General features: G+C 59.3%; 20 protein-coding genes. 7 read left to right on the forward strand and 13 right to left on the reverse strand.

Going from position 1 to position 21,920, the window contains the following annotated elements:
- Positions 1-76: 76 nt before the first annotated feature.
- The 5 genes from HMPREF3135_RS00260 to HMPREF3135_RS00280 form a co-directional block, all read right to left on the reverse strand.
- Positions 77-550: an RrF2 family transcriptional regulator gene (locus tag HMPREF3135_RS00260; protein ID WP_049190987.1), complete on the reverse strand. Its 474-nt coding sequence runs from the start codon at positions 548-550 to the stop codon at positions 77-79.
- A gap of 112 nt (positions 551-662) precedes the next feature.
- Positions 663-2,498: a phosphoenolpyruvate carboxykinase (GTP) gene (locus tag HMPREF3135_RS00265; protein ID WP_070437261.1), complete on the reverse strand. Its 1,836-nt coding sequence runs from the start codon at positions 2,496-2,498 to the stop codon at positions 663-665.
- 298 nt (positions 2,499-2,796) lie between these two features.
- Positions 2,797-3,222, reverse strand: coding sequence for a DUF6802 family protein (locus tag HMPREF3135_RS00270; RefSeq protein WP_016421630.1), 426 nt, complete (start codon positions 3,220-3,222; stop codon positions 2,797-2,799).
- A 34-nt stretch (positions 3,223-3,256) separates the two neighbouring features.
- Entirely contained in the window at positions 3,257-4,285 is a 1,029-nt protein-coding gene (locus tag HMPREF3135_RS00275) for a hypothetical protein (RefSeq protein WP_070437264.1), read from the reverse strand.
- Positions 4,267-4,809: a hypothetical protein gene (locus tag HMPREF3135_RS00280; protein ID WP_070437266.1), complete on the reverse strand. Its 543-nt coding sequence runs from the start codon at positions 4,807-4,809 to the stop codon at positions 4,267-4,269. The genes HMPREF3135_RS00275 and HMPREF3135_RS00280 overlap by 19 nt, the downstream gene beginning before the upstream one ends.
- A gap of 323 nt (positions 4,810-5,132) precedes the next feature.
- Here HMPREF3135_RS00280 and trmB point away from each other — a divergent pair, with 323 nt between their 5' ends.
- The 7 genes from trmB (at position 5,133) to HMPREF3135_RS00315 (ending at position 11,705) form a co-directional block, all read left to right on the forward strand.
- On the forward strand, positions 5,133-5,981 hold the full coding sequence (gene trmB, locus HMPREF3135_RS00285; RefSeq protein WP_246818282.1) for a tRNA (guanosine(46)-N7)-methyltransferase TrmB: 849 nt from the start codon (positions 5,133-5,135) through the stop codon (positions 5,979-5,981).
- Between the two features lie 4 nt (positions 5,982-5,985).
- The gene (locus tag HMPREF3135_RS00290) at positions 5,986-6,669 is read left to right on the forward strand and encodes an NYN domain-containing protein (RefSeq protein ID WP_070437268.1); all 684 of its coding nucleotides are present in this window, start codon (positions 5,986-5,988) and stop codon (positions 6,667-6,669) included.
- Between the two features lie 59 nt (positions 6,670-6,728).
- On the forward strand, positions 6,729-7,742 hold the full coding sequence (locus HMPREF3135_RS00295; protein ID WP_070437270.1) for a lysylphosphatidylglycerol synthase transmembrane domain-containing protein: 1,014 nt from the start codon (positions 6,729-6,731) through the stop codon (positions 7,740-7,742).
- Positions 7,743-7,834: 92 nt separating this feature from the next.
- On the forward strand, positions 7,835-8,206 hold the full coding sequence (locus HMPREF3135_RS00300) for a DUF3054 domain-containing protein (RefSeq protein ID WP_049171813.1): 372 nt from the start codon (positions 7,835-7,837) through the stop codon (positions 8,204-8,206).
- A gap of 87 nt (positions 8,207-8,293) precedes the next feature.
- On the forward strand, positions 8,294-9,820 hold the full coding sequence (locus HMPREF3135_RS00305) for a peptide MFS transporter (RefSeq protein ID WP_016421637.1): 1,527 nt from the start codon (positions 8,294-8,296) through the stop codon (positions 9,818-9,820).
- Positions 9,821-10,056: 236 nt separating this feature from the next.
- A complete protein-coding gene (locus tag HMPREF3135_RS00310) occupies positions 10,057-10,326 on the forward strand; it encodes an ACT domain-containing protein (RefSeq protein ID WP_070437272.1) in 270 nt (89 codons plus the stop codon).
- A gap of 14 nt (positions 10,327-10,340) precedes the next feature.
- Complete coding sequence (locus tag HMPREF3135_RS00315; RefSeq protein WP_069359737.1) at positions 10,341-11,705, forward strand: PFL family protein; 1,365 nt, start codon at positions 10,341-10,343, stop codon at positions 11,703-11,705.
- Between the two features lie 18 nt (positions 11,706-11,723).
- Here the strand turns inward: HMPREF3135_RS00315 and HMPREF3135_RS00320 are convergent, their stop codons facing one another.
- The 8 genes from HMPREF3135_RS00320 to HMPREF3135_RS00355 all read right to left on the reverse strand — a co-directional run bounded on the left by HMPREF3135_RS00320 (position 11,724) and on the right by HMPREF3135_RS00355 (position 21,802).
- On the reverse strand, positions 11,724-12,281 hold the full coding sequence (locus HMPREF3135_RS00320) for a TM2 domain-containing protein (RefSeq protein ID WP_070437275.1): 558 nt from the start codon (positions 12,279-12,281) through the stop codon (positions 11,724-11,726).
- A gap of 212 nt (positions 12,282-12,493) precedes the next feature.
- Entirely contained in the window at positions 12,494-13,417 is a 924-nt protein-coding gene (locus HMPREF3135_RS00325; RefSeq protein WP_070437277.1) for a cutinase family protein, read from the reverse strand.
- Positions 13,418-13,422: 5 nt separating this feature from the next.
- Complete coding sequence (locus HMPREF3135_RS00330; RefSeq protein WP_016421642.1) at positions 13,423-13,911, reverse strand: DUF732 domain-containing protein; 489 nt, start codon at positions 13,909-13,911, stop codon at positions 13,423-13,425.
- 37 nt (positions 13,912-13,948) lie between these two features.
- Positions 13,949-16,060, reverse strand: a complete 2,112-nt coding sequence (locus HMPREF3135_RS00335; RefSeq protein ID WP_070437279.1) for an alpha/beta hydrolase-fold protein — start codon at positions 16,058-16,060, stop codon at positions 13,949-13,951.
- A 554-nt stretch (positions 16,061-16,614) separates the two neighbouring features.
- Positions 16,615-17,658, reverse strand: a complete 1,044-nt coding sequence (locus HMPREF3135_RS00340) for an alpha/beta hydrolase (protein WP_070437281.1) — start codon at positions 17,656-17,658, stop codon at positions 16,615-16,617.
- Positions 17,659-18,118: 460 nt separating this feature from the next.
- Positions 18,119-19,138, reverse strand: coding sequence for a decaprenyl-phosphate phosphoribosyltransferase (locus HMPREF3135_RS00345; RefSeq protein WP_070437330.1), 1,020 nt, complete (start codon positions 19,136-19,138; stop codon positions 18,119-18,121).
- Between the two features lie 29 nt (positions 19,139-19,167).
- A complete protein-coding gene (locus HMPREF3135_RS00350) occupies positions 19,168-19,758 on the reverse strand; it encodes a phosphatase PAP2 family protein (protein WP_049190962.1) in 591 nt (196 codons plus the stop codon).
- Positions 19,742-21,802, reverse strand: a complete 2,061-nt coding sequence (locus HMPREF3135_RS00355; protein ID WP_070437283.1) for a glycosyltransferase — start codon at positions 21,800-21,802, stop codon at positions 19,742-19,744. The genes HMPREF3135_RS00350 and HMPREF3135_RS00355 overlap by 17 nt, the downstream gene beginning before the upstream one ends.
- Between the last annotated feature and the right edge of the window lie 118 nt (positions 21,803-21,920).

Genomic DNA, 21,920 nt, shown 5'->3' on the forward strand with positions numbered 1-21,920 from the left:
CGAAAACTTCACCAGAAAACTTCGACAGCACCATTTTTAGCTTTTTCAACCCGCGGTCAGACCTTCAGCTCTGCACCTAAACCGGACGAATATTGAGCTGGGTACTCCCCTGCGGACCGTCTCCCTCGGGGCGATTGGCATCCACACCATTAGCCGATTTGGGCGGAATGAGATCAGCAATCAACACCGGATCCAGTGCGGCGAAGAACGCCTCCTGCGCAGCCGCTAACTTGCCACGCAACAGGCACGTCGGCAGTAATGGGCAGTCAGTGCCGACACAATCGACGACCTCGTTGTTTTCCAGAGTGCGCAGCAGCTTGCCGACGGATTTTTCCGTAGCCGACTCGCGCAGATAGATGCCACCATTGCGCCCCTTGACCGCTTCCAAGAAGCCGAGCTCCACAAGTCGCGAGACGACCTTGGAAACATGCGCGCGAGACGCATTGAGAGACTCCGCCACCTCAGCAGCGGTGTACTTCCGTCCCGGCTCCCCCATCGCCATCAAAGTGATGACACGCAGGCTCAAATCAGAGAAAAGCGTTAATTGCATTGCGTGTCACCCTTCATCGTTGTACTGCACAAACCACCCCCTTGCCAGCCACTTCGGGCAACAAGGGGGTGGTTCTATGTTCTAGCTTTTAGCAAGGCTAGCTAGCAAGATCTTAGTCCTGCAGGCTCTTCTCGATACGAGCCTTCAGAGCCTCGAACTCGTCCCAGACTTCCTGCGGAACGCGGTCGCCGAGGAACTTCAGCCACTCCTCGTTGTCCGGCAGGTCACCCTGCCACTTAGCAGCCGGTGCCTTCAGGGCTTCCTTGACATCGGCGAAGTCGATGTCCAGGCCAGTCAGGTCCAGGTCCTCTGCCTTAGCGGTGTGACCAACAACGGTCTCCTTGGCGCCAACACGGCCCTCAATGCGGTCGATGATCCACTTGAGAACGCGAGAGTTGTCACCGAAGCCCGGCCACAGGAAGCGGCCGTCTTCGCCGCGGCGGAACCAGTTGACCAGGAAGACCTCTGGCATCTTGTCGCCGCCCTTGACACCCATGTCAATCCAGTGCTGCAGGTAGTCACCGACGTTGTAGCCAATGAACGGCAGCATTGCCATCGGGTCATGGCGCAGGGAACCGACCTTGGCCTCAGCGGAAGCAGCGGTCTGGCCGGAAGCCAGGGTTGCACCGATGAAGGTTGCGTGGTTCCAGGACAGTGCCTGGGTCACCAGCGGCACAGTGTCCGGGCGGCGACCACCGAACAGGATGGCGTCGATCGGGACACCCTGCGGATCGTCGTACTCCGGTGCGGCGACCGGGCACTGCGAAATCGGGGTGCAGTAACGGGAGTTCGGGTGCGAGGACAGCTCCTCGGAATCCGGAGTCCAGTCATTGCCCTTCCAGTCAATGAGGTGCTCCGGCTTGCCTTCCATGCCTTCCCACCAGACGTCACCATCGTCGGTCAGCGCGACGTTGGTGAACAGGGTGTTACCGGCCTCCATGGTCTTCATGGCGTTCGGGTTGGAGGAGTAGTTGGTGCCCGGTGCAACACCGAAGAAGCCGTTCTCCGGGTTAACAGCGTACAGGCGACCGTCCTCCCCGAACTTCAGCCATGCAATGTCGTCGCCGACGACCTCGGCCTTCCAGCCCTCGATGGTCGGAGTCAGCATAGCCAGGTTGGTCTTACCACATGCAGACGGGAATGCAGCGGCGATGTGGTAGGCCTTGCCCTCCGGATTAGTGAGCTTCAGGATGAGCATGTGCTCAGCCATCCAGCCCTCTTCCTTGGCCATGACCGAAGCGATACGCAGTGCGTAGCACTTCTTGGCCAGGATGGCGTTTCCGCCGTAGCCGGAACCGTAGGACCAAATCTCCTTGGTCTCCGGGAACTGGGTGATGTACTTCTCATCGTTGCACGGCCATGCAACGTCCTCCTGGCCCTCCTCCAGCGGAGCGCCAACGGAGTGCAGAGCGTGGACGAAGTCTCCGTCCGGGCCAATCTTGTCCAGGGCATCCTGACCCATGCGGGTCATGATTCGCATAGAGAGAACCACGTACTCCGAGTCGGTCAGCTGAACACCCAGCTTCGGCTCCGGGTCGGTGATCGGACCCATGCAGAACGGAACGACGAACATGGTGCGGCCCTTCATGGAACCGCGGTAGTGCTCGGTCATTTCCTTCTTCAGCTCGACCGGATCCGCCCAGTTGTTGGTCGGGCCAGCGTCCTCTTCCTTTTCAGAAGCGATGAACGTGCGGGACTCCACACGAGCAACGTCCTTCGGGTTAGAGCGGGCAAGGAAAGAGTTCGGGCGCTTTTCCTCATTCAGCTTGATAAGAGTTCCCTTATCAACCAGGTCCTGGGTAAGGCGGTTCCACTCTTCTTCCGAGCCATCAGCAAAGACAACCTTGTCTGGCTGGGTCAGTTCTACGACCTCAGCAATCCAGCGCAGCAGTTCGGCGTTCTCGGTCGGGGCCTGGCCCTCGAGACCAGGAATAGAAGGTGCGGACATCAGTTCTCCTGACTCATTGATTCGCGTCTTAATTTAAGGCTACCGGGGGATACCGAAAGTTGCCGGGCCCCACATCGACAATCGGCTTGTTCCCGCATTTGCAAGCCGTTACATCACAGCTTTACAACAAATAATTTTCCCCGCCCCATTCTTGCGACCTGTTCATTTACGGCCATAACCAGTGAATAAGGCCAGCCTCACCACATAAATCTACAACCATTACCCCTTCGGGTGCAGTTACCCCCATTTGTAAGCAACCGAGACACGGGTACCCCCGCGCACCGTGGTTCCAAAGTCGTTAGTCCCAGCTGCCCCGAGCGGATTGCTCCCATGAGTACGCATCCCACTTCCCCGCGGCTGATGCCGGTTTCACTGCTGCTTCGCCCATCGCGTCAGCAGCCCTCACATCATCACTGCTCCAAGACTCCCAAGTGCCGTCAAAACGGACCGTCGTAACGTGATCCACCGTGCCGTCACCGTCCAGATCTGAATAGATTGACAACCCGGAATCGTCGGCAAGCGTAATTGACCCCTCGTCGTCGCCGAGGTCGTAGAGCTGCCCATCGACCTCCACAACCAGCCCGGCGCCACCAACGTCCACCGACTGCCCATCAATCGGTGTCGCTGCCTCCAAACCACACGGCGTAGCGGGCGAACGCGCCTCCACCCCGCCATCGGACGCGGGTTGATCGGAAAAGTACTGCAGTAAAGAAAACTCATCCATCGTGATATCCCCCTATTTCTCTTCGCTGTCACAGCTATCGTGCAGGCGTTCCGGTGTACTCCGCCAGCTGCTCTATTCGCCATCCCGGACCCCGCGCACCAATGGCTTCGCGCACCGTCATCTCCACGGACTGTGTCCATTTTCGCCGCAGATGGGCAAGATAATTTGCCCGCCACTGCGAGGTGCGTTGGCGTGCGTTACGACGAATCGTTGCGCTCACCGCCACCACCGCAACACCGAGGCCTATTGCGAGTGCGACCAGCTGCGCCGCAAGCGTCGGCACCCCAATCCACATCAGCAATCCGTGGACGATCCGCACTGCGCCGACCGCCACGCCAAGCGATGCCACCGCCACCAGAGCGTCCATGGCATAACTGGGGTGAGCTGGGCTTGCTGGAGCGGGCACTGAGATTTCCACACGAAGGCCCAATTCGTCGCCACACCGCTGTTGCAGCCGCGTCGCTGCGACCTCGGCACGGCCCTGAAGTTCCGCTTGGTCACCCGCGGGGCCGTCAGCCACTTCCTGGAGCGCATCCCGCACTGCACTCTCAGCTGCCAACTGCATCTTCCGCTGCAATCGCGCCGCCGCCCCGGCTCCGCGCGATCGCTCCTGCGCCAGCTGAGCTCGCACGTTTCGAGCCCGGCGCGCACTCAGTGTTTCCCCCGAGTTTCTGGGCGGGCCTTCTGCCAGCAGAACCAGGGTTCTGGCCATCCTCTCGTCCAGCGCACCCATCGGGATTGTGCTGTCGATTTCCTGACGCCAGGCCTCGGCATACTCACCATTGCCAATCAGACCAACTGCAACGCGGCCGGTGGCCTGGCTAATTGCTGCAACCGTGCTGACGCACTCCCGCGTGGGCTGCACCTCGCTGTCTGCAACATAGAGCACGACGGCGCTGCGTTTATCCACAAACTCCAGCCGACGTGGCGGCGTCGCAGTGTCAACGATCTGCGAGAAGTCCGCGCGGTCCGCCGCGTCCCCGGCTTTGGTGACAAGGAGCGGTGGCTGCTCAGACCCCTCCGCCGAGACCGGGCGTGGCTCAACTACGTCCGGTGTTGCCATAGCAACTCCTCCAGGCTGTCTCTAGCCGCGGGAAAGGCTGCCGCGATCTCAGTCAACTGCACTGCGAGTAGCCCGTCATCATTGCGTGATCCGCCTTCCGCACCGTAGCGTTCAGCAATCTTCCGCAACGCGGAACTGAACAAAAAGGTGTGTTCAGCTGTCTCGTTTGTGGTGATGTCGCAATACTCGTCGGCAAGCGAATGGCGAATCGGTTGTTGCTCGATGACCAGCGCGACAGGGGCGGACAGCTTGTCGGCCAGCTCCGCGTGACATTGCGAAAATGCCTCGCGCACAGCGGTTTCGCGCACGCCCCTGCGCAATCGCGCGCAGATTATCGGTGGCCGTTTCTCGCGCTCAAGCGCCTTGGCGACGCACACCTCCGCGCCGCTCGTGTTAGCGGTGTCCGAGTGCGAGGCCTGTCGTGATGACAGCCAGTCCACCACGGCAGCGCGCAACGACGACGATGTAGATCCCGTTGACGGCTGTGTTGTTTCCGTGACATCAGTTGCGGAAATAAGGTCCATCCGGCCTAGTCCCCTCCCATAAATCCCCTGCGTGGTTTAGTTAAAACCTGCGTAACCCCCATACGGCCCGTGGGCCAGATTCCGCGCCCTGAAACGCTGCGCTAGGCAGCCCCCAAGCACCGCTTCAACAAACGAATAAGCGCGGCTTCGCGTTCAGCCTACAGCGGACCGCGGAATCGGCAAGTCGACAAAACAACTCGCCCGCCGTGCCGCCAACTCAGGGCGACGCGGCATCGCCTACCGGTGTGAAACCGCCAGGACAACAACAAAAATCCTAGGGGCAATGATTGGATAGTTGGCCGATGTCGTGGACAATAGGGAACGTGACTACTTCTGATTTTTCTGAAAATATCGAACAGCCTGCGGTTTCGCAGGAATCCGAACCATTGCCAACTCGCGCAGACGCGCAGGCGGAACAACCGCATGAGCGCCAGCCGAAAAAGGGCGAATTGCCTGCAGGTCGTCCGGAAAAGACCCAATTCGATGATGGTCTTGACTACCCGCGCATCGGCAATCTGTCCTTCCGCCGTGGCACTTTGACTCCCAACCAGGAAAAGATCTGGGAAGACAACTGGGACACGTACGGCAAGGTCCTCTCCGACGAAGTCATTGACGTGGAGGAATGGTTCGGCCGCAAGGGTCCGACCATCGTCGAGATTGGCTGCGGCACCGGCACGTCCACCGTGGCTATGGCTCCGCAAGAACCGGACCACAACATCATCGCCGTTGAGCTCTACCGCCCTGGCCTGGCGAAACTGCTCTCCGCCACCGTGCGCAATGAGGTGTCGAACATCCGCATGGTCCGCGGCGACGGCGTCGAGGTCCTGCAGCGCATGATCGAGCCGGAGTCGCTGGCCGGCGTACGCCTGTTCTTCCCGGACCCGTGGCCGAAGGCACGCCACCACAAGCGCCGCATTGTGCAGTCCGGCACGTTGCGCCTGATTTCTTCGCGTCTGAAGCCCGGCGGCATTTTCCACGCCTCCACCGACCATGCGGACTACGCCGAATGGATCGAGGAGCTCCGCGAGGTTGAGCCGACGCTCGAGCCCATCGCCTGGCCCTGGCCGGAATCCCCCATGCTTCTCGACCGACCGACGACCAAGTTCGAAGCCCGCGGCCTGAACCTCGACCACGACATCCACGAGTTCATCTGGCGCAAGAAAGAGGCATAGGAACATGAGCACTACCCAAAACACCTCTGCCAGCTACAACACCACCGAGACACACCCCACCGCGCTGCTCGTGTGGGATGCCCCGAACTTGGACATGGGGCTCGGCGCCATTTTGGGCTCCCGCCCGACCGCCGCGCACCGCCCGCGCTTCGACGCCGTGGGCAAATGGCTTATCGACGAAGCCGAGCGCGTATCCCACAAAATCGGTTCCGACGTCCTCCCCGAGGCCACGGTGTTCACCAACGTCAACCCGGGCTCAGCGGAGATTGTCCGCCCCTGGGTCGAGGCTCTGCGCAATGTCGGTTTCGCGGTCTTCGCAAAGCCGAAGATCGAAGAGGACACCGACGTTGACCCGGACATGATTGCGCACATCCAGCGGCGTTACGACGAGGGCGTGTTGCGCAGTGTCGTCGTTGCGTCCGCCGATGGCCAGAATTTCCAGGAGCTGCTGGAAAAGCTCGCATCCGAGGGGATTCGGGTAACCGTCATCGGTTTTCACGAGCACGCTTCCTGGGCGCTGGCCTCCGATGCGATTCGCTTCGTTGACCTGGAGGAAATCAAGGGCGTCTTCCGCGAGCCGCTACCGCGTATCGATCTCGACCGCCTGCCTGATGACGGTGCGTGGCTGCAGCCGTTCCGTCCGCTCACGTCGTTGCTCAAGGAGCGCGACGGCAAGAACGACGACTAGGGAGACCACCGCGGCGACGTCTAGGGAGACGAACAGGAAGACGAACAGGCTTCTTATTTATGTCACGACTTAAAAAAGTCCTCAAAACCGGCAATTCGAGCTGGCTACGATCGATAATCCTCGTGGCCCTCGTGATTGCCGGTATCGTCCTGACGGTAAGAAACTGGGACAGCGTCGTCCAGGGGCTCCAAATCCTTGCGGATGTCGACGCTAAGTGGCTGTTCATCGCCATTTTTTCCGTGGCTTTTTCGCTCTACGCGATGGCGGAAGTGATGCGTCTGCTGTTGCGAGCTGGAGGCGTAAAAGCAGCCACTCGCCGTAGCACCAATGCGTTAACCCTCGCATCCAACGCGTGGGCGGTCACCGTTCCCGGTGGTGCTGCATTTTCCACGGCGCTGCAGATTAAGCGCATGATGCAGTGGGGCGCATCCGCGGTCCTTGTCAGCTGGTTCGTGCTTTTTTCGGGTGCGTTGTCGTTTTTAGGTCTGGCATTTCTGGGGCTTGGCAGCCTCTTCTTCGTCGGACAGGGTGGCACGACCGCAGTGCTCATCGCTATGGCAATTGCGGTGTTACTGGCCACCATTTTGCTGTGGCGGATTTCGCAGAACCCGGCTTTTCTCAACAAGACAGGCGCGTGGTGTCTGCGTGTCTTTAACAAGATTCGAAAGAAGCCCGCAGACACCGATGTCGACCGACTTGAAGAGTCCATCAAACAGCTGACCAGCGTGAAGTTGCCCGTGCAAACTTTAGCTCTTTCCTTCACCTGGTCCTTTATCAACTGGGTGGCGGAAATTGTCTGTCTCTACGCCGCCATCCGGGCCGTTGGTGTCGATGACATCTCCGCTACGAAGGTGCTGCTGGCCTTCGTAACCGGCAAGCTCGCGGGTTTCATCCAGGCCACACCGGGCGGCATCGGCACTGTCGAGGCCGCTTTGACTGCGGCTCTCATCGCAGGCGGCACCACCGGCGCCGAGGCTTTTGCAGCGGTGCTGGTCTACCGCATCGTTTCCTTCGTCCTGGTGGCAATTGTGGGCTGGATTATCTACGCCCTCGGCTTCGACCACAAGGATTAGCCCGAGCATCAGCCAGTCGCTGACCGCTAATGGCTTCCTCGCCGCTGGTCGCTGGTCCCCCACCAATCTGAGGGGTCGCTAGACTAAGAAGCATGAACACACGCGTATCGACGTTCTTGATTGACATCCTCGCCATCTTTATTTTCGCCGTGTTAGCGCGCCTGGCTCACAACACTCCCGAGGATTCTTTTACCTTCATCAATATCCTCGATACCTGGTGGCCGTTCGCATTCGGTGTCCTCCTGGGCACCGCGCTGATTAAGAACGAGCCGAACCCGCGTGCAGTGAGTTCAGGCGCAATTGTGTGGCTCGGCACTGTCGTCGTCGGCCTAGCTGTGTGGGCCACCCGCAATTCGGCAGTCCCGCACTGGTCCTTCATTCTGGTTGCCTCAGTCATGAGCGCCTTGCTGCTGCTGGGTTGGCGAGCAGCGTCGAATGCGGTTGCTCGTAAGTCTCTGGACTAAGCCTTCGGCCCCATCCCTAGCCCTTCGGTTTAGTTCACTGACTAAATCTGGTTTTTAATTTTTGCACTCCGCCTCGATAATTGAAGAATGGACAAATCTTCTGACGAGGCTCTCGGCAATCAACCAACTGCTGAGACCCAACGAACTCATAACCCCGCAGGGTCCAGCGAAGACCGTACCTTCATGGGCCAACCGTGGGGTCTCGCCAACCTCTTCGGCATCGAAATGTGGGAGCGCTTCAGCTTCTACGGCATGCAGGCCATCCTGGCTTTCTACATGTACTACGAGACCACTCAGGGCGGTCTCGGCCTGGACAAGGGTGCTGCTACCTCCATCGTCGGTGCTTACGGCGGTCTTGTCTACATGGCCGCACTCGTTGCCTCTCTGGTTGCCGACCGTATCCTTGGCTCGGAGCGGACACTGTTCTACTCCGCCATCCTGGTCATGTTTGGCCACATCTCCTTGGCATTCATCCCTGGCGTGATTGGCCTGGCTATTGGCCTTGTCTCCATCGCAATCGGCTCCGGCGGTGTGAAGACCAACGCACAGGTCGTGCTGGGTCAGCTCTACGCCAAGGACGACCCGCGTCGTGACGCCGGCTTCTCCATCTTCTACATGGGCGTCAATATCGGTGCCCTGTTCGGCCCACTGCTCACCGGCTGGATCTGGGGAATGAAGGGCTTCCACTGGGGCTTCGGCCTGGCCGCTATCGGTATGGCTGCCGGTCTGATTCAGTACATCCTGATGCGCAAGTCCACCATCGCCGAGGCTGGCCATGAGATTCCGAACCCGCTGCCGAAGAAGCAGTACCCGGTATGGATTGGCATCGCAGTGGTCATCACTGTTGTCTCGGTTACGCTGGTTTCCACCGGAATTGTTCCGGTCACGACTCTTTCCACTGTGGTCACAGTGATTGCACTGATCGCCGCTGTGGTGCTGTGGTGGCAGATGTACTCCTCGCCACTTACGACGAAATCGGAGAAGACTCGCCTGGTCGGCTTCATCCCGATGTTCGTCTCAGGCGTGCTGTTCTTCGGTATCTTCCAGCAGCAGTTCACGGTGCTGGCCATCTACTCGGACATCCGCCTCGACCGCGAGATCTTCGGTTGGGAAATGTCCCCGGCCTGGATTAACTCGATCAACCCGATCTTCATCATCGCCTTCTCGATGGTCTTTGCAGCCGCCTGGTCCAAGCTTGGTGACCGCCAGTGGTCCACCCCAGTGAAGTTCGGTGTCGCCAACATCATCATCGGTATCTCGCTGTTCTTCTTCATCCCATTCTCCGGTGGCGGTGAGAACTCCACTCCGCTGTATGCGATTATCTGGATTCTCTTCCTGTTCACCATGGGTGAGCTCATGCTGAGCCCGGTCGGCAACGCCCTTGCTACCAAGGTCGCTCCGGCAGCATTCCCGTCGCGCATGATGGCCGTCTGGCTGATGGCAGTCGCTATGGGTACTTCACTGGCAGGCACTCTGGCCGGCTTCTACAACTACGAGGATGCCGCTGCTGAGAACACCTTCTTCATCACCCTGGGTATCGCCTCGGTTGTCCTGGGCCTGATTCTGCTCGCACTGCGCAAGTGGATTGTCAAGGAGTTCGTCGACGTCCGGTAGGGCTGGCTCCGTAAGGCTGGCCCCCGCTCTGGCACAGCCCACGCCCACGCCCCTCCCCTCCTCCTCACTTCACGACACCTATGTCACCTCATGCCGCCTCCACAGATGGCACGTGGTGACATAGGTGTCGTGAAGTGTTTTTGGGTGGCCCTGAACATGCTTCGCCACAAACTTGCCACCAGCACAACCGCCATCCACAAGTTTTCCCCGCCTCCCCACCGGCTAAAATTGAGGCCATGTTTGCCATCATTACCGTCACCGGCGAAGATCACACCGGCATCATCGCCGCCGTCACCACTGCTCTGGCGGAGCAGGACGTCAACATCGTCGATGCTTCCCAGACCCTCATGGATAAATGGTTCACCATGATCCTGCGGGTGGAGTTCAACGAGAAGGCCACCCCCATCAGCACGCTGCAGGGTTACATGGATTCCGTCGGCAAGCGGGAGGGGCTTGTCATTCGAATCCAGTCTGAGGCGCTGTTCAACGCCGTCAACGAGATTTAAAGGGCGCGACCAGGATGGATTTCAACTTCGCGCAATCTAAGTTCCTCGACACCATTGACATGATCGAGAAGTACCGTCTGGATATCCGGACGGTCACTATGGGAATTTCCCTGCTCGAGTGCTCTCGCTCTGAAATGGAAGCCACCGCACAGGCGGTGTATGACCGCGTGACCAGGCAGGCCGCTCGCCTCGTGGAGGTCTGTGAGGGTATCGAGGCGGAGCTGGGCATTCCGATTGTCAATAAGCGTATCTCCGTCACACCAGTTTCCCTCATCACGGCCGGTTGCGAAGGCGACCCCACCGTGGTGGCCAAGGCCCTCGACCGCGCCGCCCGCGATTCTGGCGTGAACTTCCTCGGCGGCTACTCGGCGCTCGTCGAAAAGGGTGCGACGACCAGCGAGAAGCGGCTCATCGACTCCATTCCCCACGCTCTGAGCGAGACCGAATTGGTGTGCAGCTCGGTCAACGTAGCGTCGTCACGCGCGGGCATCAACATGGATGCAGTGCGTCGCATGGGCGAGGTGGTGAAGGAAGCCGCGGCGCAAACCGCTGACCGCAGCTCGATTGCCTGCGCCAAGCTGGTGGTTTTCGCCAATGCGGTGGGCGACAATCCGTTCATGGCCGGCGCGTTCCACGGCGTCGGGGAGCCCGATTGTGTCGTATCCGTCGGCGTTTCGGGTCCGGGTGTGGTCGATCGCGCGCTCGGCGATCTGCAGGGCGCCAGCTTTAACGAAGTCGCCGAGGAGATCAAGAAGGCAGCGTTCAAGATCACACGCACGGGTCAGCTGGTCGGCACGATGGCGTCGGAGCGCCTGGGCGTGCCTTTTGGCATCGTGGATCTCTCGCTCGCGCCGACCGCCGAGATGGGCGACTCCGTCGCTCATATTCTCGAGCACATGGGGTTGGAGCAGGTCGGCACGCACGGCACCACTGCCGCGCTGGCACTGCTTAACGACGCCGTCAAGAAAGGCGGCCTGATGGCGTGTTCACGCGTCGGTGGACTGTCCGGGTCGTTCATTCCGGTCTCTGAGGACAAGGGCATGATTGATGCTGTGCGCGCGGGGTCGATCAGCATGGACAAGCTGGAGGCGATGACCTCTATTTGCTCGGTGGGCTTCGACATGATTGCGATTCCCGGTGACACGCCTGCGACCACGATTTCCGGCATGATTGCCGACGAGGCCGCCATCGGTGTGATGAACCACAAGACCACCGCAGCCCGCCTCATTCCGGTGCCGGGTACCAAGCCGGGCGATGAGGTGAACTTCGGTGGTCTGCTCGGCTACGCGCCGGTCATTGATGTCAATGCCAAGGGCAATGCCGAGTTCATTGCCCGCGGCGGCTACATCCCCGCGCCGGTGCACGGCTTCAGGAACTAGCGGATTCGGACGAGGCTCCTACGATTGCAGGCGGCGCCCATTTGCGTCATAGGCGTAGGAGCCGCTACCGACGAGAATCAAAATGAACTCGATAAATGCCCAAATGCTGACGCCGATAATGAGGAAGAAGCCAACCAGGAAGATGGCGGTAATCCAGCCGAATACCGTCAGTGCTAGCTGAATAGCACCACGCGAGTTGTGCCCCAGGTAGAAATTGTGAACACCGAGGGTGCCCAGGAAGAAGGCAAGCAGAGCCGCTGCAATCTTGGACTTATCCGAGACAGGGGAACCTGCGACCCCGTAGCCCTGGTGCGGGTTCGGGCCGCTGAAGCCAGCGGAATACGCCGGCGCCTGCTGGTTTGGGTAACCACTCTGATACGGGTTCGAGTACCCGTTGTGGAAATTGTGCTGGCTCGGGTCCTGATAGCCCTGCCCCACGTTCGGCTGCTGCGGTGGGTATGGATCCGAGTACGGCATACCGGAGCTGTAAGCACCCGAGCTGTTAGCGAACTTCCCCTTGGACCTCGGCATACCGTCTTCGTCGAAATCTCCATATGGGTTTGTCGGATTCGTCATTGCACCCTACCTTTTCGCCTAGATTTCCCCGGTCATGAACAGCAGTTCCTTGGGCGATAATAACCGGTTCCTTCAGACTGCTTCCTGCAACTTCGTCAATTTCTTTCGAAGTTTTAGCGAAACTGTTGTTTTGAAACATTAAACACCAGTTCTTGAGCAAGATTCTAACAGCAAGTCCCCGTCGGGGGCGTCTCGCACATTTTGAGCTGCCCCTACCGCGCCAGCGATTGCTCAATCAGTTCGCGAGTCCAGCCCTCAGTCCAGGCCAGCGGAGTCGTACCCGGGATTGCTACGTCATTCGTGGCGTAGGTCGCATGCGCTCCTGCGCCGGCAATCATCTCCTGCGCTCGCGCAATCGCATCAGCCACTGCCGGAGGAACATCACAGAAGGAATCCGATGGCACGCAGACATTCTGGACCTTGTCATTAAGAGGCCCAAAGCCGTCTCGTGGACCGCGCATCGTTGCGCCCGGAACCACAGCCTGCACAATGCCGCCAAGCGGCTGCAACGACAGCTCGACACCCACACCAGCCAGCGGAACGCCCTGGTTCACGCCCTGATTGGGGTCACGCCGCGGGTCGCCCAACAGAGCCACGCCCGCGATGCGCTCGGCCGGAACGACACCGCGGCCATTGCCGATGTCAGAGGCCAAGTCACCTGCAATAGCCGCACCCTGGGAGAAGCCCATCAGGACGAAGTCCGTCAGCGGGCACTGCCCGTGTAAGTCAGCCATTTCCTTAGCGGTGACATCGCGCCCGACTGCCTGCGAATCATCGTAGGTGAGTTGGTCGGGCAGCTGATGTGTCTTAATCTGTGCCGGGTACGGCGTAGTCCAGACCTTGACATCACCCTCCGAGTAGGACTGCGAAATCGAGTTTGTCAGGCCAAGCAGCAGCGAATGTGGGTTCGCGGTCGGGGCCATTGGGTCATCGTCAGCACGCGATTCCGCAGTTCCGGGCACCGCGATAACTTCTACCGCCGGGCACCACTCGGGCTGTTCGGCCAGAATCCCACCATCGTCGCCGGGGGTCGGTGGGGTTTGACCGCCTTGGTCGTCGTTAAGCCATTGCACTACGCCGAAGCCAATAGCGGCCACCAGCACAATGACCGCCAGAATTGTCAGCACTTTACGCATGAGTGCTAGCAATACGCCTTTTTAGCGGAGCTTGCAATAGTCTTCGCCACTTCTTCGGCACTTTCCTGTGAGCGCCCCTGTGCGACCAGCTGCCCGGCAATCGCCAGCGCGATGACTTCACGCTCCTCCTCCGGTGCGTCCGCGCATGCCGCGCGACCTGTGCCGATGAGCTGATCCTCCACCCCATCAACATCGATTCCCGCTTTTTCCAGCGCTCCGAGGTATGAATCGTCCGCCTCGCTGAGCTTCATCTGCCCATCGGGCGCTTCGTCCACGCGCTTAGCTTGGGGATCTGTGATCTCCGGCGCAGACTTTTCGCTCGACTTCGGCGCAGAAGTCTTCGTGCTTGACGACGTCGTGGAGGTCTTCGTAGTCGTCGACGAGGTGACCTCCGAAGATTCCACTGTGGAACTGCCACAGGCGGCCACTCCGAAGGTCAGCAGCGCAACAGCTGTGGTTGTAGCCAGTGTCCGGAAGGACTTGTTCATGGACATTTGTCTATCCCTTATTCAGTGCCCTGCTTTGGTTGGCTTACTTGTCATCACCGTTGTCGGCGGCTGGGGCCGGCGCTTCTGGCTTATTGCGCTCTTCGACAATCTTGCCGTTGAGCTGACGAATCCAGCCACCCTCGAACTGCTGCTCAAGACCGCCGGCCTTGACTGGCTGCAGTGGGCCGACCGGGTAGCCGAACGGGCCATTTTCGTAGCCAGTGCTGCCCCAGTGGTCAGTGATGTCGTTGGAGCGCACCGGCTGTGCACCAGTTTCCGGAGTCCAGTAAATGGCACCGTGTTCGAAGCGCTGGAAAGCGCCGCGGGCGAGCTTGACCTCGTCGCCGTCGACAGGCAGACCCAGATCGGACTCAGCGCCACCGAGCTCCTTGTAGACACGGCCGATTTCACCACGCACGATGCGAGGTTCTTCGCCGCCGATCTTGACGATGGTGCCACCCTGGAAGTCCTGAGCGACACCGCCCGGAATATCGCGGTGGTTGGCGACTGGGTAGCCCAGCGGACCGGTCTCGAAGCCGGCCTTGCCCCAGACGTTCATAATGTCGCCGGTGACTTCGTGGGCTCCGCCTTCCGGAGTCCAGTAAATCGAGCCCTTTTCGAAGTGAACGAAGCGTCCCGAGCCATCCGGCGTAGCCAGTTCGTTGGTCACTGGGTAGCCGAGCGGCGAGGACGGACCACCGAGCTCGTTGTAACGCGAACCGATGCGTCCCCAGACCACATGTGCCCCGGAATCCGGGTGCCAGTAGGCGGTACCGCCGGTGAAGTCCTGAGCCACGCCATTCTTGGCGACACCATACTCATCCGACAGGCAGGTGCCGATTCCCGGCAGCGATGCGACGGCCTTTTCAATCTCGCCACCTACGCGGCAGACAGCGCCACGATCGGACTCCGGCAACTGCAGTGCATCGGCCAGCGTTGGCCAGGCCTGACTGACCTCGAATTGCCAGTACGGCCAGGTGTGAGTACCCGAGCTCCGGAAGTTCACAACCGGCTCGACGCCCTTTTCGCGAGCATTTCGGATGAAGGTCTCACTGGTCATGCGGGAAAGCACTTCCAATGCGTAACCGGTCGGATTGTCCGGCTTCGTCGGATCGATCTGCGACGGCACGTCCCACTCACCGGTGTTGCCGTTACCCGCCGAGATGTACAGCGACATGCCCTTGAGCTTGTCGATGTTCAGCTTCGGATCATTGTCCTTCCAACGCTGCGAACCGAGCGGGCCCCACATCTTCGTCGCGTCATAGCCACCGGTGTTCTTCATCGCCAGAGAGATTGCCTGCGGCATGCCCGGCGAAGTCATATCCAGGTAACCAGAGAGGCTACCGGCAAACTTCCACAGCTCCGGAGAGTGTGCTGCAACGTTGTAAGCACCGGTAGCTCCCATGGAGATACCGATAATGCCGCGTTCATCGTTGCCGCGGAAGCCGTTGGTGATAACCGGCACGAGCTCCTTAGTGATGAAGCTCTCCCACTTGTAGTTCTGACCGTTATCCGGCTGATCCCAGTCAGAGTAGAAGGACGATGTACCGCCGGCAGGCATAACCACCAGGACATTCTTGTCCTCGTAGAAGCGCTCGATATTAGTAGCGCGAATCCAACCGGAGTAGTCATCAAACGATGCCATACCGTCAAGGTGGTAGACGCTCGGGAATGTGCGCTCCTTGTCGCGGTACCAATCGCGCGGCAGCAAAATCTCAACCTGGATTGGCTTCTCCGGCATGGCAGCCGAGCGAATGTGCGCAATGACGTGGTGATCTGTGTACCACTCGACCTTGTCTACGCTGACTCCGCTGGGGAGGTTCGCCACTGCGGGAGTATCGACTTTAAATGGCGTACGCTCCGGCCCTGGCATCGGCTTCGGCATACCCAGGCCAGGTAGCTGCGCACCAGCAGCTTGCGCTGCTTCAGCGGCCTTAGCAAGGTCTCCCAGGTCTCCAGATTGAGCCAACTGCCCCTGAACGGCCTGAAGCTCCTCGTAGCTAGGCAGACCTGGCTGAGCTGGCTCCGGTTCCGCCACTGCAGCAGGGGCACCGAGAGCGAGAGTCAACGGTAGTGCCAAAAGTGCGGTCAACGCCCGCGATGACTTCCGGCTGTTGCCGAGGCCACCACGGGGGAATCTAGCGGTTACGCGCATAAGAGGGCTTCCCTTTACAAAGTCGCTGGTTGAAATTATTTGAGACGTTGAGTGTTGCACCGGCGCCGATTAGGCACCTGCAGATAGCATCACGCGGCGCTAGAGCTATGCGTTTACCGTTCGACTTCGCGGAATTACGTGGTGACCAGCAACGTATCCGAAGGTTCCCCTCCTCCGGCATGCCGCTGCACGAAGAATCTCACACACGTTCTGCGAAACAAACGGTATAGCTACCTGAATAGCTTCACCCTTTACTTTAAGGTTCGACTCTCATGTTTACCCTCTTACGGGTAAAAACCGTGGAGACACACGCAAACGGAACTGAATTCAAGCTTTGACAGCGCAACTCTTTGTGCCCCTCTTTAAGCCGTTACCCACACCTTCCGCTCAGCATCCAAACCGGACTCAACACAGAAAAAGACCAACCCCAACAAAAGGATTGGTCTTTTTCAAAATTGAGACGTCTTAAGAAGCTAGTCCCTTTAAGAAGTCATCCAGCACCAGAACTAGGCCAGCGCGCCAGAGCGCCAGAGTGCCCTGAAATAATTACCGGCTTAAAGCCCCAGCGCCCGAAGAATGTGCGGGCGAGCAAGCGCGGCATCACGGCCCCACAGCTCCCACGAGTGGATACCGTTGGGGCTGTAGACAAACTGCGCATTGAGGCCGGCAGCGCGAGCATCCTGCTCAAAGCGCTGCGTCGAAGCGCGGGAGACGGACTCCATCACGGCACGCCAGACGGTGTCAGGGAGCTGTGGCACCGGACGGTTCAAAACCTCCGGATCACTCCACAGGCTCTGAACACCCTGGGCGGAGGAAACATACATCGGCAGCCCCTTGAGCTGGTCGAGCAGCATCGAAGGGTCATGGGCCTGGCGTTCCGCCGAGGCCGGAACCGGAAGACCCCACATGCCAGTCGGATTCACTACACCAGTGCTAGCCACCATTGCAGTGGTACCCGTAGCAACAACTGGGTTGGACATCTGGTAGTAACCGGACAGCGAAGTAACCTGCTTGAACTGATCACGGTGGCGGGCCGCCAGAGAAACCGCCGCAGCCGCACCCATGGACAGACCAGCGATTGCGTTGCGGTTCGGGTTGACACCAAACTCACGCTGCAGATAGACCGGCAGCTCCTGAGTCAGGAAGGTTTCCCACTTCTGAGTCTTGACCCCTTCGGAAGTCACGGCCGGATCGCTCCAGTCGGCATAGAAGGAGCCGTCGCCAGCAGCCGGCGCAACCAGAGTGATGTTGTCATTGGCGAAGGTCTGAGCAATGTGACCCGACCAAATCCAACCGGACGCGCCCTTATTAAAGCCCCACAGACCGTCGAGCATGTACAGGGACGCATCGCCGCCACCAGTAGCCGCCTTAATCTGAACCGGAATATTGCGGTTCATAGCCGGCGAGAAGACCTGGCAGTACTGAACCCACCAGTTGTATGGATCCCACTCACAGCCTGGACGCAGTCGATCACGGTTTGGATCAGCACTCGCATCCTTCGCGGATGCGAGCATGATGCCACCAAACACCATTGCAACAGCCACAAGGGCAGCTACGACCTTCACCGTGAAGTTACGACTCACTGCAGTAAAGCTCATCGTTCTCCTCTTTACTTTCGGACTTACCTCCGCGCCAGACTTTTCGGAGGCAGTCGCTTACGCGAGCTTTCGCTTTTCTGCTTCCAGTTGTGACGCGACAACTGGAGACCCCACAAAAGAATCTCGAGTATGTAACGATACTCAATCGTTTCCCTACATCCAAGTTTAAATCGTAATCATTCCGTAATATTTCTCACATTTCTCCCCAAAACTATCCACCACAAGGAGAAACAATGTTTACCAGCATGGAATTACAAAATTGTAATTCTGCCCCCGGCTGATCCGTAGGACTAACTGAGAAACCTAAAACACGCCTACAAGAACCCCAAACACAACCTAAGTACTAACGAGGTACAGAAAAGCCCATGCACCCCTCGGTGCATGGGCTTTCAGCTACCACCCGAACCCGACGAGAACCCGACGGAAATCGCAGTTCGCTTAAAGGGAAAAGAACAGGAAACTACCCCAGAACTGGAACAGCGTAGACAGCGATGGCAATGGACAGCAGCCACAGCACAGCCAGTGCCTGCAGCGGACGGTCCTTGAGCGCAATCTCATCCGGGCTTCCTGCATCACCACGGTCAACGTCGGCTGCGAAGCGCAGGATGGCCACAGTGAATGGAACCATCGAGATCTCGTACCAAATAGCCGAAGTCGACGAAGTGCCCGGCGCGCGGCCCATCTCAAAGCCCCACAGCGCGTAGCTCAGCACCACGGCGGTCGCAGCGAGGGTCCACACAAAGCGCAGGTAAGTCGCGGTGTAACCCTGCAACGACTTACGAATCTTCTTACCTGTGCGCTCCGCCAACAGCAGCTCAGCGTAACGCTTACCGGCTGCCATGAACAGCGAACCAAAGGCGGCAACCAGCAAGAACCACTGGGACAGGTTGATGTTGGCCGCAACACCACCGGCCATTGCACGCAGCATGAAACCAGAGGACACCAGCGCAATATCAATCACCGGCTGGTGCTTCAGGCCAAAGCAGTAACCAAGCTGCAGTGCAATGTATACAGCCACAACAATTGCTAGCCCCGGCCCCTCAGAGGCAAACCAGGACACCGCAATCGAACCAATAATCAGTGCGGCCGCCATAATGTACGCCATGCTAACCGGCAGTACGCCAGCGGCAATTGGGCGGAAGCGCTTGGTTGGGTGCGCCCTGTCAGCTTCGACATCGCGGGCATCATTAATCAGGTAAATCGACGATGCCGCCAAACAGAAGGCCACAAACGCCACCAGGATGTCGACGGTCAGCGTGCCGATCGAACGTCCCGAGTCCATAATCTCGTTGCCGGCCGCCAGTGGAGCCGCAATGACCAGGACATTCTTCACCCACTGCTTCGGGCGAAGCGCCTTGATCATGCCGTCCAGCAGATTCTTCGGCGGATGCCCCTGCGGGTGCGCAGGCTCATCGATACCGGAAGTGTGCGGCTCGGACCCAATCCTTGATTGAGAAGCTCGCCTCTGGTTGGCCGACACATTGGCCAAGTTGTCGTTCGCCGCCTGTGTCACTGTGCATTCCTTTCCGCAATGGAGGGCTGTCCACCCTGGTTATGCTGCGCCTTTTTCGGCTCGATGACCTTATCACCTATCTTGTCCACCGCAAGAGCAGTGGCTGTACCCAGCGCTGCTCCGAGAGCGACATCGGTTGGGTAATGCACTCCCAGCACCAGGCGGGAGAGCATAATCGCCGGCACGCCCACGGCCGGTGCTGCCGGGTAACCCAACTTTGCAATCCCCACCAGCGCCGCCGTCGTCGACGTCGCGTGCGAGGACGGGAAACTCAGCTTGCTTGGCGTACCAACGCCGATTGCTATACGACGGTCATGGGGACGCGGGCGACGGACAATGCGCTTAAGCACCACCGATGCCGCATGCGAGGTAAAGGCGGCCACACCGACCTTTGCCCAGCTAATGCGTCGCTCCTTATCCACCGCCGCCCCGAGGGCAGCGAGCCCCATCCACCCAAGGGCGTGCTCACCGAAATAGCTCATGGCACGCGCGGTGGGCAGCACACCCGGAACGTCGTTAAGCGTGTGCTGAATATTAACGAGAACGTCGGACTCGCCGAACGGATCGCCTTTAATTTTCGAAGACATTCGCCCAGGCCTTCCTACTGGTCAAATCGTCATAGGCTGCGCGGTAGCGTGCCTGCATTTGCTCGAACCGCTCCTCAACCTGCTTTTGCAGCTCCCAGGATTCTTCCAGCAGAGCCTTGGCCTTGTCGCGGTCACGTTGGCGATACACCACGCCACGGCCGTCAGCGGTGGTGACCGTTGCGCCATCCAGACGCGACAGGGAGAACCAACGAGCCTCCAGCGGCGCCAGGTTTGCCTGCGGCACCGCATGGTGCTCGGAGTTTTCCGGGCGCACGCTGTGAAGCAAGCCCTTGGCCAGCCAACCGACCTTCTTCAGCTTGCCCAGACGACCACCGACATCCTTTGTCGGAATCCCCGGAATACCGGAGGGCTTTGGCAGATCGCCTGCACTCGGCAGCACAACCGCGTCGGGGAAGCTCTTGCGCAGGGCATTGATGCGCGGCAGCGAGGACTCGAGAATGTCGAATAAACGCTCGGGACCTGCCAGGAAGTCCTTCATGGCTTCGTTCTGGATGGCAACAGTGGAGTACTCCAGGCACAGAAGGTGCTTGAAAGTGGCCTTGCGCATGGAACGCACGATACCGGCAGCATCGCCCTCGTGCTGAAGGGCCGCGACAATCAAGCGGTTGCGCAGGTGGAAGTACGCCTGCCAATCAATCGCATCATCCTTGTCCGACCAGGCCATATGCCAAATTGCGACGCCCGGCCACGTAGCCGTCGGAAAGCCTGCCTTGCCTGCGCGCAAACCGTATTCGGCATCGTCCCACTTAATAAACAGTGGCAGCGGCTGACCGATTGTCTCAGCGGCGACGCGTGGAATCAGGCACATCCACCAGCCGTTGAACTCAACATCGATGCGACGGTGAAGATCCTTCGAATCGACAACCTCACCGGTTGCGTTAGTGCCGTGCTCCCCGCGATCGCGCAGTGGGTGCGCATAAAAGTCGTGGTCATAGTGGACGTGCGGAGCGGAAGTCCACATGAAGTCATGGCGGCCGATGACTTCACCCATCGAGTGCAAGTGGCTGCGCTCCTGCAGGTTCAGCATCTGACCGCCGACCAGCATCGGGGACTTCGCGAACCGGCCGACAGCGACCGCACGCAGAATGGAATCCGGTTCGATGGCGATGTCGTCATCCATGTAGAGAATGAACGGACTATCGGTCGCACGCTTCGAATCCGAATCCGGACCGCCCAGGGCCTCATACATAATGCGGGAGTACCCGCCGGAACCACCGAGATTTCCCTGCGGGAAAATACGCAGGCGGTCACCAAAGTGCTCGGCGACAGCATCGAAGCCCGGCTCATCTGCCGGGTGCTTAGTGCCCTGATCAGGCATCAAAACAGCATCGATGATGGCATCGACCTCAGAATCCGAGGACAGCGCCTCAAGAGCAGCAACTGCGTCGGTCGGGCGATTGAACGTCGGGATACCGATAGTGACGCGCCCCTCCGGCGCCGGATGCTCTGTGCCGTCCGGGTACGTCTGGCTCGGTGCCTCGATATCGGAGTACCAACCTGCGGAGTGGATTACCACGTCCGTCTCACAGGTGAGGTCAAACCAAATCCAGCCGCCGTCTTCAAACTGCGTCAGCGGTACTGGGATTTCGCAAACATGCACATCCTTGCCGTCCACCTTGGCTTCTGCGCCTTCAGCAGCAGCGCCCAGGTCACCGACAACTTCGCCGGTCACGGCGATACGCGCACCGTCAATCTTCGAACGGTAGATGTCCACGCGCGCGGTACCGGACAGCTCCAGGCGCAGGACAACATTGTCCAGATTCGTCCACCGGCGCCAGTAGCTGGCCGGAAACGCATTGAAATAGGTTTCAAAACTAACTTCATCACCCGCCGGAATGGTGGCTGACGTGCGCGAATGCGCTTGCACACGACCGGCATTAGTCTCCGGCTCAACCAAGTAGAGCGAGCGGACATCACGCGGCTCACCCAATTTTGGCAGCAGAATCCGCTGCAGGCGTTCAACGGCAAGGCTTGACGACGTTGTCGGGGTATGTGTCCGCTTTTGTTCAGGCTGTGATGCCATGAGACGTATCAACCACTTTCCGAAAGGTCTACCGGGGGTGTAGCCGCCGATAAGTTACCGACGTTTCTATCTCATAGCATCCTAGTGCCCGTGGCGGATTGCCTCTTGTTGCCACGCT

The sequence above is a fragment of the Corynebacterium sp. HMSC14H10 genome, assembly GCF_001807105.1.
GTDB lineage: Bacteria > Actinomycetota > Actinomycetes > Mycobacteriales > Mycobacteriaceae > Corynebacterium > Corynebacterium jeikeium_D.

Excerpts from the sequence above, each read along its gene's own strand:
- HMPREF3135_RS00260 (WP_049190987.1), bottom strand. The coding sequence starts at position 550 with ATGCAATTAACGCTTTTCTCTGATTTGAGCCTGCGTGTCATCACTTTG.
- HMPREF3135_RS00265 (WP_070437261.1), bottom strand. The coding sequence starts at position 2,498 with ATGTCCGCACCTTCTATTCCTGGTCTCGAGGGCCAGGCCCCGACCGAG.
- HMPREF3135_RS00270 (WP_016421630.1), bottom strand. The coding sequence starts at position 3,222 with ATGGATGAGTTTTCTTTACTGCAGTACTTTTCCGATCAACCCGCGTCC.
- HMPREF3135_RS00275 (WP_070437264.1), bottom strand. The coding sequence starts at position 4,285 with ATGGCAACACCGGACGTAGTTGAGCCACGCCCGGTCTCGGCGGAGGGG.
- HMPREF3135_RS00280 (WP_070437266.1), bottom strand. The coding sequence starts at position 4,809 with ATGGACCTTATTTCCGCAACTGATGTCACGGAAACAACACAGCCGTCA.
- HMPREF3135_RS00290 (WP_070437268.1), top strand. The coding sequence starts at position 5,986 with ATGAGCACTACCCAAAACACCTCTGCCAGCTACAACACCACCGAGACA.
- HMPREF3135_RS00295 (WP_070437270.1), top strand. The coding sequence starts at position 6,729 with ATGTCACGACTTAAAAAAGTCCTCAAAACCGGCAATTCGAGCTGGCTA.
- HMPREF3135_RS00300 (WP_049171813.1), top strand. The coding sequence starts at position 7,835 with ATGAACACACGCGTATCGACGTTCTTGATTGACATCCTCGCCATCTTT.
- HMPREF3135_RS00305 (WP_016421637.1), top strand. The coding sequence starts at position 8,294 with ATGGACAAATCTTCTGACGAGGCTCTCGGCAATCAACCAACTGCTGAG.
- HMPREF3135_RS00310 (WP_070437272.1), top strand. The coding sequence starts at position 10,057 with ATGTTTGCCATCATTACCGTCACCGGCGAAGATCACACCGGCATCATC.
- HMPREF3135_RS00315 (WP_069359737.1), top strand. The coding sequence starts at position 10,341 with ATGGATTTCAACTTCGCGCAATCTAAGTTCCTCGACACCATTGACATG.
- HMPREF3135_RS00320 (WP_070437275.1), bottom strand. The coding sequence starts at position 12,281 with ATGACGAATCCGACAAACCCATATGGAGATTTCGACGAAGACGGTATG.
- HMPREF3135_RS00325 (WP_070437277.1), bottom strand. The coding sequence starts at position 13,417 with ATGCGTAAAGTGCTGACAATTCTGGCGGTCATTGTGCTGGTGGCCGCT.
- HMPREF3135_RS00330 (WP_016421642.1), bottom strand. The coding sequence starts at position 13,911 with ATGTCCATGAACAAGTCCTTCCGGACACTGGCTACAACCACAGCTGTT.
- HMPREF3135_RS00335 (WP_070437279.1), bottom strand. The coding sequence starts at position 16,060 with ATGCGCGTAACCGCTAGATTCCCCCGTGGTGGCCTCGGCAACAGCCGG.
- HMPREF3135_RS00340 (WP_070437281.1), bottom strand. The coding sequence starts at position 17,658 with ATGAGCTTTACTGCAGTGAGTCGTAACTTCACGGTGAAGGTCGTAGCT.
- HMPREF3135_RS00350 (WP_049190962.1), bottom strand. The coding sequence starts at position 19,758 with ATGTCTTCGAAAATTAAAGGCGATCCGTTCGGCGAGTCCGACGTTCTC.
- HMPREF3135_RS00355 (WP_070437283.1), bottom strand. The coding sequence starts at position 21,802 with ATGGCATCACAGCCTGAACAAAAGCGGACACATACCCCGACAACGTCG.